The sequence below is a fragment of the Kordiimonas sp. genome (assembly GCF_048260245.1).
In the GTDB taxonomy this organism is placed as follows: domain Bacteria; phylum Pseudomonadota; class Alphaproteobacteria; order Sphingomonadales; family Kordiimonadaceae; genus Kordiimonas.
The window spans coordinates 1-6,038 of record NZ_JBLXGZ010000062.1; the positions used below are offsets into that span (position 1 = coordinate 1).

Annotated in this window: 5 protein-coding genes and 1 pseudogene; all 6 read left to right on the forward strand. The window is 56.3% G+C overall.

Going from position 1 to position 6,038, the window contains the following annotated elements; all coding sequences use genetic code 11:
• On the forward strand, positions 1-413 hold a 413-nt coding region (locus tag ACN0VM_RS17695), incomplete at its 5' end, for a hypothetical protein (protein WP_417452222.1).
• A 4-nt stretch (positions 414-417) separates the two neighbouring features.
• Positions 418-792: a hypothetical protein gene (locus ACN0VM_RS17700; RefSeq protein ID WP_065325797.1), complete on the forward strand. Its 375-nt coding sequence runs from the start codon at positions 418-420 to the stop codon at positions 790-792.
• 109 nt (positions 793-901) lie between these two features.
• Positions 902-1,522 (forward strand): hypothetical protein, encoded by a 621-nt coding sequence (locus tag ACN0VM_RS17705; RefSeq protein ID WP_417452223.1) that lies wholly within the window; start codon positions 902-904, stop codon positions 1,520-1,522.
• The gene (locus ACN0VM_RS17710; protein WP_417452224.1) at positions 1,522-3,669 is read left to right on the forward strand and encodes a hypothetical protein; all 2,148 of its coding nucleotides are present in this window, start codon (positions 1,522-1,524) and stop codon (positions 3,667-3,669) included. The genes ACN0VM_RS17705 and ACN0VM_RS17710 overlap by 1 nt, the downstream gene beginning before the upstream one ends.
• Positions 3,669-4,091 (forward strand): hypothetical protein, encoded by a 423-nt coding sequence (locus tag ACN0VM_RS17715; protein WP_009178885.1) that lies wholly within the window; start codon positions 3,669-3,671, stop codon positions 4,089-4,091. The genes ACN0VM_RS17710 and ACN0VM_RS17715 overlap by 1 nt, the downstream gene beginning before the upstream one ends.
• A gap of 1 nt (position 4,092) precedes the next feature.
• Positions 4,093-6,038, forward strand: a pseudogene (locus ACN0VM_RS17720) (hypothetical protein); the annotation flags it as partial.

The following is a 6,038-nucleotide window of genomic DNA, read 5'->3' on the forward strand; positions in this document are numbered from 1 at the left end:
AGCATTATCCCTTTGATAAGCGGCTCGAACACCGCGCGATCGGCTCGGCGGCACTGACCGCCACCACCGTTCTCGACACTATCGCTGAGCGTGCTGCTCAGCGCACCATGTACCTGACCAAGGTCATGTTGGAGGCCGTGAAAATCTCGGCCAACGATGAAAGCTATAAGGTCGTTGTCGAATGCTCGAATGACGACTTCAGCACGGTCGAGGTCGCTGCGGTTCTCTCGCTCGGTGCAACCGAGGTGCGCGAGTCTGGCGCACCCGATAGCGCCGCTGGCGATGAATACGACATTTACTGGTGCACTGAGATCAATCAGCGCAAATACCAGAAGTCGCGCATCCGCCTTGTGGCCGCCGGCACATCGCCGTCGATCACCCTTTCCTCCCATTCCACAATCATGACGGGGTGATCTGATGAAGATGCTTACGATCAAGCCGTGCGAAAAACCGGCATCCTTTGCCGACGAGAAGTTTACCCAGGCCGACTGGCAGGCAGCTTGGAAGCTGGGCCCCAAGACGGTTCCTGCTGTCACCGCGATGGAGGCGGTACGCAACTCCAAGGGCATGTATCAGATCCATGTGGAAGAGCAGGAGACGGTCAAGGTTGAGCTCCAAGGTCTCAAGGCCCCTGAGCAAATGTCCCCATCTGAGCTGGTCGCGGAAATGACCTCCCACGGTAAGCCTCCCCGCAAGAAGATGGATCGCAAGACTGCTGTCGCTTTCGTCAAGGATCTTCGCGAGAAGGCCGAGGCTTTCATTGTCGATGATGAAGAGGGCGGTTCCGAGTAGGCGTTCTCCGGCGTCTTTGGCATGATCCTGCTGCCGGATCTGAAAGGCCCTTCGGGGCCTTTTCTCATGTGCATTGCGGGGTTTGGCACCTCCAAGCGACTGTTTGCGCATGGCAGTCAGATCAAAATCCACCATCTTCCAGTCCGTGTTGCTCCGTTGCGGGGAATCGGAGGCCAGCCAAGGCAGCGCCATTTGGCGGGCCATGGAGGTCAACTATGATGAAATTGTGCGCGTTGCCTTCGAAGAGGGCGACGGTGCTTTTCCGTTTGGGCGGAAATACTTGACCCTCACAAGCCGCGCGGACGGGGATTTTGGCTTTGCCGACAAATTCACGCTGCCCCATGGCGTGTTCCATATCGCTGAGGTCTATCTCGACGGGTGCTCTGCATCAGAATTGCAAGAGGCTTGGGAGATCGACGCCACTGAAAACGTGCTTCTGGTCAATGCAAACAAACGGGAGGTGAAAGTCCGTGCCGTTGTTGAGGGCCTCGAACACACATGGAGCGGATTGTTCACACAAGTGATCCAGAAACGGCTGGAGGCTGTTGTGAAGGGTGTCCAGGAAGAAGAAGCCGAGGCGGCAGCAAAAGATCAGGACGCCGATTTCTTGCTAATGAAATCAGGTGTCAAAGCCAGCAAAAACAGATCCAACCGGCGGGTACTGCCTAAGGGCGGACGGCTCGTAAATGCGCGGTTCACTCGCTCAAGCCGTTCCACGCGGAGGCGTTGATGGCCCGCCGCAAGGAAACCATCTGGCAGAAAGACTTCTCGCTTGGGCAGGTTCGTCCCGAAGCGCAGGAGCGTGACGATATTGATCTTGTCGCACGCTCTGTGAAGGAAGGCCTTAATTGCGTGGTGCTTTCTACCGGACAGATGGAGGGACGCTCTGGAATGCGGTTCCTCAATGAAACTGCTTCCAGTCAAGGTCGTGAGGTGGATCTTGGTGAAGGTAGGGTGTTTGACCTGCATTTTGTGCCGTCAGGCCTGATCCTTTACGACAGCAACAACACCGTTGAATACACGGGTAACATCACTTGGACAGCGGCTCCCAAGAAATGGGGCATCTACACCTTTGACGAGATCTCTTTCTGGGTCGTAGCCGATCCCGATTCCTCCTCTATTCTCATTGGTTCGCAGCACTTTCCAATTCAGGCGCTGATCCTGAATGAGGATGGTTCATGGTCGTTTGGCGAAATGGCTTTTGCTACTGGCCTTGCCGGTGCGATCCACCAAAGCTACTGGCGCTATAACGAAACGGTCTCCATTCAGCCCTCCGCGCGAACTGGCGCAATTACTGTCACCGCTTCCGAAGCGATATGGACGGCGGCTCATGAAGGTATGGCGATCCGCTATCAGAACCGCGAGATCATCCTTGGTACGCTGGTGAGCTCGACGGTGATCAATGCGACGGTCACTGAAGAGCTCCCCCCTACCTATGACATTACCGTTTCGTCGGTTAGCAACTATCAGGTTGGTGAAGCGGTCGAGCATTCCGTGTTGGGTGGTCAGGGGATAATCACTGGTATCGCGGGCAGCGTCATAACAGTTATGGCCACGTCCCGGTATGATGGTTTCGACACTGTGGCGTCTCCAAAACTTGTCGCTCCAAATGCTGCACAACCAATCTCAGCAGTTGCAGCGGCCGCTACTCCCGCCGCTACCGTCATCTGGGAAATGCAAATGCAATCCCCGGTGCATGGTTATGCTGGATATGCTGTGCGGCACCTATCTCGGGTTTTTTTGTGCGACTTTCCGGGAGCGCCGCAGGCGTTTGCAGCGTCCGTGGTTGGCGCAATCAACGATTTCAAAATGGGTTCTGAGGATGCGGATGGCTTCGTTGATACCGTTGGGGCAGATAGTGGCGGAACTCTGCGCTTCATGGCTTCGGTTGAGGATCTGCTTTTCCTGACCTCCAAGGGCATCTACTCGCACCAGACGCGCGACGGGTCTGCGATTACACCGGCCACTATTCGCCCGGTAAGGTTCTCTCGGGTGGGATGCGCCTCGGTGGAGCCTATCGCAGTGGATGACGGCTGTGTGTTTGTCGACGCTGTGGGGCAACGGATCTACGCAGCCACTCTGGCTGGCGATATCTACACCAAATGGCGTGCGGAGCCGATGACCTCGCTGCACCCTCAACTGATCAAAGATGCGGTTTATCTTGGTGCCACTTCCTCCGGGTCTGAGAACGCGGAAAGTTTCGTCTACGTTGTCAATTCTGACGGGTCAGTTGCTCTTGGTCAGTGGGATCGATCGAATGAGATCATTTCCTGGTTGCCGTGGGAAACTGACGGCAATTTCCTATCCATATATCAATGCTTTGGCGTGAGCCATGCGGTGGTTGACAGGACAGTGAACGAAACCTCAGTCCGCTATAGAGAGCGCTTTGACAAAACCCTTGTTCTCGATTGCGCAGGGGAGCAGGCACCACACCTTAATGGGCACATCGCGTCTGTATATCTCGATGGATGGGATCTTGGGGATAACGAAATCAACGGCGATGGTGATCCGATCGATGCCGATGGCAACGTCATTGCGTACCCAGATCATGATGAAACGCCTCAGATTGGTTTGGTTTTCCGCAAATGCTTGACGCCTTGGCGGCGCAAATCGATGCGGACTGAACGCGGCACGCTTGAGGTGAAACGCCAAGTTTCACTCAAGATCACGGTTCAAGACAGCCATCAATTTGAAATCAATGGCGAATTGTTCGGTGCATACCGCATCGGTGAGGATCTTACGAAACCACCTCCACTGCGAAACGAAGAGTTTCGCACCACTCTGGTTGGTGTCTCCTCCAGCGATTCAATCCGGATCTGTCAAAACAGGCCGGGGCGACTTCGTGTTTCAAAGCTCGGTATAAAGGTGGTTGTCTGATGCAAGCATTTACCGCACTGCAGGTCGTATCGGCGGTTGCGGGTGGATTGTCCGGGCGGGCCGAAGCCATGTCCGAATCTGCCCGCGCCCAAAGTGAGGCGCGCATGGCCGAGACGCAGGCCCTTCAGCGAGACACGATCGCGCGTGAGGATCTGGACACTTATCTCTCAAGCCTAAGAGCATCACGAGCCGCGAATGGCCTGAGCCATCGTAGCCCGAACGCATTTATCCTTGAGCGAGACAGTCGGGAAGCCGCCACCCATAACAGATTGGTTCAACGTGCCGATGATCGGCAGAGGGCGCAGAACCTCCGCACAGCTGCCAAGTCCTATCGGAAACGCGGCACCATGTCCCTGATTACGGGTGTGGGCCGTGCAGCGGTGCCTCTGGCTGAATACGTCCAATACAAGAAAGGGGCGTGATATGGCGCGAGTTCCCGAAGTCATCCGCCGTCAGGCTGTTTCCCAAGTAGCTGCTCAACCTGTGCAAGCCGGGGCCGGATGGGCGGCTCTATCGGAGTTGGCAAAAGTCGGCGCCGACTTCGTAAAGCCTGCTGCCGAAAAGCAGGCGCGCGAGGAAGGGTTTGATGCAGTTTACCGCGATGAGAGTGGCAAGCTGCAGGTCGCGGAGCGTTCCGTCCTGGGCGGTGAGTTCTCCGATATTCACAATGCGGCCGCGTTCTCCAAGTACCTTGCTCAGCGCAATATCGACATGAGCGAAACCTTCACCGAACTTGCACGAAACAACGAGTTTAACCCCGGTGGTTTCAAAGCCGCGGCTGACGGCTATGTGAAGATGCTGGAGGAAGATGAGAACATCCCGCGAGCGCTGAAAGAGGATCTGCTGGCTTCTGCCAAACAGGAAGCCTCGCGGCGTTTCAATGGTTTGCAGAACAATGCCACGCAGCGCGAATATCGTGAGAGCGATCGAAACACTGAAGAAAACCGCAGAATGCTGGTGGATGACTATGTGAACCTCTACGCAGCGGGTTTGGAAGAAGAGGCCGATGCCAAGCTAGCCGAGATAGAGGCTATTTCCTCTTTCCGCGCGAATGCTCCTTACATCAGCGAGACACCAGCCGAAACAGAGGCATATCTTCGTGGAGCGCGTGGCGCTGCGCGCGCCGCTCGTCTAAGCCAGATCCTTACCGATACCGAGGGTGCCCTTGAGATCTCGGACGAATTGCGCACCGAGATTGATACGGCGCTGAATGACCCAGACCTTTCACCGCAAGCACGCCAGAAGCTCTATGCCGCAGTGCAGGGGCGTCTCAAAGGGGTGGATGCCGCTGCTTTCGTCAATACCGCGACCAATGACAGCTATTCGGCAAAACTGCGCCGCGCTGAGAGCGGAGGGCAGCTTGATGCTGCGAACCCAAACTCTTCGGCGCTCGGGCCTCATCAGTTCCTCAAGGGCACTTGGACGAAGATTGTAAGCGATTTGCGCGAGAAAGGCGGCGCAGCTTGGGCTGAAGGTCTAAGCAAGGATGAAATCCTTGCCATGCGTACCAACGCCGATGCATCCGACGAGGTATTTGCTGAGTTCAGGGCCCAGAATGCAGGCGCGCTCCAAAACGCCGGCATCCCGATCAACGATGCGAATGAATACCTCGCCCATTTCCTCGGGGTTGGTGGTGCCATCGATGTACTGACGGCGGACGTGTCGACAAGTGTTGAGGATATCCTGTCGCCCAAGGTGATCGAGGCGAACCCGTTCCTCGCCAATATGACCGTTGCAGATATCCGGAACTGGTCGGCCCGTAAGATGACCATGAAGGCCAGCGATATCGCAATGCAGCAGAATGCGGTTGACCAAATCGGTGATACCGAGGTCAGGGCCATGGCCTCCAGTCTGCTCAATGATCGCTACGGCATCCGGAAGCGCTTGGAGGATGCGGCAGCGCTCGAATATGAGACCCGCCTGACCAGCAATGATGACACTCTGACGGAGCGTGAAATCCGAGAGGATCACAGCCTGTCAGACAAGAGCCAGAACGCGCTGATCAATGAGTTGCGCCGGAACCGCAAGGATCAGATCGAGGTTCAGCAGACGGTGGCACAGCTGGCCGGTGGGTTTGGTGACTGGGACCCCTATGACAGTGGCCAGCGCAACCGGGTCGACAAAGCCTATTCCGCTGTAATCGGTGAAGACAGCCCGTCCTCTCCCGCTGGCATGGCCGCATCCGCCGAGATTGCAATGGAGACCGGGTTTGTGCCGAAGTCCAGCTTCAACTCCATTCGTGGTGCGCTCTCCGGTGATGACCCGGAGGCGTTTGCGGCAAATGCTGAGTTCTTAGGTCAAGTGCTACAGCGCCAAGGCGGCGCGATCAATATGTATGGCGGCAAGGCCGAGGTCGAGGCTGCTTTGTC

Coding starts and splice junctions, on each gene's coding strand:
- ACN0VM_RS17715 (WP_009178885.1), top strand. CDS start 3,669: ATGCAAGCATTTACCGCACTGCAGGTCGTATCGGCGGTTGCGGGTGGA.
- ACN0VM_RS17700 (WP_065325797.1), top strand. CDS start 418: ATGAAGATGCTTACGATCAAGCCGTGCGAAAAACCGGCATCCTTTGCC.
- ACN0VM_RS17705 (WP_417452223.1), top strand. CDS start 902: ATGGCAGTCAGATCAAAATCCACCATCTTCCAGTCCGTGTTGCTCCGT.
- ACN0VM_RS17710 (WP_417452224.1), top strand. CDS start 1,522: ATGGCCCGCCGCAAGGAAACCATCTGGCAGAAAGACTTCTCGCTTGGG.